This is a genomic window from uncultured Candidatus Kuenenia sp., assembly GCF_900696675.1.
Taxonomy (GTDB): domain Bacteria; phylum Planctomycetota; class Brocadiia; order Brocadiales; family Brocadiaceae; genus Kuenenia; species Kuenenia stuttgartiensis_A.
Genome location: NZ_CAADGZ010000226.1, coordinates 1 through 2735, shown reverse-complemented (window position 1 = coordinate 2735; position 2735 = coordinate 1). Strand labels below are relative to the sequence as shown.

The 2735-nt window shown below is 37.6% G+C and carries 4 protein-coding genes; all 4 read right to left on the bottom strand.

The window, feature by feature from the left end; translation table 11 throughout:
* Window positions 1–245: 245 nt before the first annotated feature.
* Entirely contained in the window at window positions 246–1109 is an 864-nt protein-coding gene (locus QZT26_RS17120) for a BglII/BstYI family type II restriction endonuclease (protein ID WP_099324670.1), read from the bottom strand.
* Window positions 1110–1123: 14 nt separating this feature from the next.
* Complete coding sequence (locus QZT26_RS17115; RefSeq protein ID WP_197705372.1) at window positions 1124–1492, bottom strand: helicase-related protein; 369 nt, start codon at window positions 1490–1492, stop codon at window positions 1124–1126.
* 363 nt (window positions 1493–1855) lie between these two features.
* A complete protein-coding gene (locus QZT26_RS17110) occupies window positions 1856–2425 on the bottom strand; it encodes a hypothetical protein (protein WP_197705371.1) in 570 nt (189 codons plus the stop codon).
* Between the two features lie 80 nt (window positions 2426–2505).
* Window positions 2506–2735: hypothetical protein (locus QZT26_RS17105; protein ID WP_295103889.1), on the bottom strand; the 230-nt coding region annotated here is incomplete at its 5' end.

Genomic DNA, 2735 nt, shown 5'->3' with positions numbered 1-2735 from the left:
TTAAAAACAAATGTTTAAGTTTTTTCAAAAATATTAACGAGTATACAGATGAATTGTCTACTCTTTTAACTGAAAATTTTCAAATTATTGGCGAGCAAATTTCGAAAATCTGATTTGTTTGACTATATATCATTCCAAAGAAGTGTTGCCATTACGCCAAACCATCAACACAACATTTTCTGTGGATTCAACTCTACTAATATAAAATTGAATAATTCTTATAGTAATTTTATATTCTATACTTTTTAAAGATAATTTATATCTATCCCAAGAATAACAATGGGCATATCAAAAATATTTTTAAGATAAGTAAACTCTTTATAAGCTTTTTCGTAATGCATCATACCTGAATAAGATTTCCTTCCCCGAAGTAATGCTTTTTGCTTTCCTATTTCACAAAGGATGTTTGCAAAATCAAATGTTGGTGTTATTAACATTCCCAAATGTATCTGCCTTGAACAATAAGAAAGCATGAATTTGATGTAATCCTGATAATATGACCTTGCATTCCCAAACTCAACTTCGATCTGAATACCATTTTTTCTAAAGTCATATTTTAAATCTAATTCAGGTATGGCTCTACCTTCTTTTTGCCAGCTATACTCAATAAATGCCTGTTCTAACTTTTTGTTGTAATAAGACTGCCCTTCATCTATTTGAAATTTAATACTATTTACTATTGATTCAATCTCACCTAAATATAAATCTTTATCAACAATATCCAATGATTTGTAATGCATTGAATCTGCTATATATAATCTTGTGTTGTGCGAATCTTGTATTGTAATTGGAATTAATTTATAAACATCGGAAGATATTTTCTTAAATTCCAAAAACTCTCCAACTCTACCGAATTTCGTAGCTTTAAAAATATCATTTAACCAATTTATAAATTGAACATGAGATTTTGTTGTATATTTTATCTGGACGTGTTGTCGAATGTTATTTAGCTTCCTTAAAGCAACTCTGGTATTCTGACTATCCCCAAATATGAGAGTAATCTCCTTTTTGTCGCCAACTTTAGGGCTTTCAAAGAAAGATTCATAGTTTTTATGTATTGTTATCCCCTCTTTGAGAGTTGATTTTCCTACCAAATGTTTAAAATTCATAAATGATGTAATTTCTAATTTTCAGCAAAACGAGGCATTTCCCGTCGTAATAGACTTGCATCAACATCTCTTTTCAACGAAATATATTCAAGTCTTGGGACTACAATAAAATCATATATTATTGATTTGCTTTTGCCAGTTGACAAACGAAGGATGCGTCCACGTCTTTGTATAAACTCCTTCGGATTACTTGTACTTGCTAAAAAGAATGCAATTTTTGTTGCGGGCACATCTACGCCTTCGTCCAAACATTTTACGGCAACAATAACTTGTATATTCCCAATTGCAAATTCTTCAAGGATTTTTTGGCGCTCATTCAAAGTAACGGTATAAACAAATTCGTGACATTTTTGTGTTGGTTCACCGTGAATTGGAATTTTCAAATTTAAAATAAGCTACTAAAGCTGGAGCTTTGCCTCAGATCCCAGGGTTTATTTTAGGCATAAGAGGAACTCTGGTTCGTCATTCTTTGATTGTGAGTGAGAGAGGAGCGATTTGCCTCCTCTCTCGGAAAAGACGATCCGTCGTCCCCCGTTCGGCTATCCCTTGGCAGGTTGCTCCCCAGCAGAGCCTACCTCTGTTTTACCGAACGGCAAGATACTATTTCTTCGCCTCCTTTCTGTCAAGCGATTTTCCGTTTAGCCGACCGTCGTTCCCTTGCTTCACTTAATTTACAGTCTCGTTCGGAAAAGATTTCTTTTTCACGTCCAAGCAATTTGTCCTGCGGAGCGATATAACCTATTGCGCTATGTAATCGTTTCGTGTTGTAATGCGCGACAAATTCCTCCACAATTCGTCGGGCGTCTTGCAGGTTTACTGGGCAATAGGGACGAATACTTTCCTGCTTTGATGATTTCCACCTCCGTTTCCTTCATTGTTTCCCGAATTTCCCAATGGACTATTTGCCTGCTATAGCCGTCTAAAACTGCGCAGAGATAATAAAATGTGCCGCCAATATTCAGGTACGACACGTCTATATGCCAGTGTTCATACGGTATTAAAGGCTGCACAAACCCAGTTCCTTTTTTGGATGGCTTCCTGTTCCATTCCCGCATTACACCGGCATTCACCAACACCCGGTACACGCTTGACGGGCTTACTGCCACAATGTTAGCATCCAGCATCATAAAGGTCAGTCTACGATAACCTTCAAGAGGATACTCTTCATAATAGGCAAGGATCGCCTCCTTTTCCCACTCTTCAAGCCACGTATCACGCGGTATCCACGCATTGTGCTCATTTACTTTGCCGTAACGAGTTCTCCATTCATTAAACTTAGATTGGGAGATACCAATCCATCTGATCAATTGGCACACCGGTATTTCCGCCTTTCCAGACCACCTATTGACAAAATCAACTACGATATCCCTTGTATCATGGGCTACCCAAATGCCTTTTAGTTTGCCCCAAGACTTTTTTTTAGCGCAACGTGTTCCTCCATCAGTTCTGACAATACCTCGTTTTTGCGGGCAAGCTTCTTCTCCAGTTCCAATGCCTTTTTCTTCCATTCCTGGCACTCCCCGTCCTTCCCTTTTCCAAAGGCGTATACGGCATTTGACAGCAATTCCTTCAGCCAACGATAGTACATGGTTGGATGAATACCATTAGCGTCACACACATCCGAGA

Bases quoted from the DNA above. Each gene is read 5' to 3' on its own strand.
- QZT26_RS17120 (WP_099324670.1), bottom strand. From the start codon at position 1,109: ATGAATTTTAAACATTTGGTAGGAAAATCAACTCTCAAAGAGGGGATA.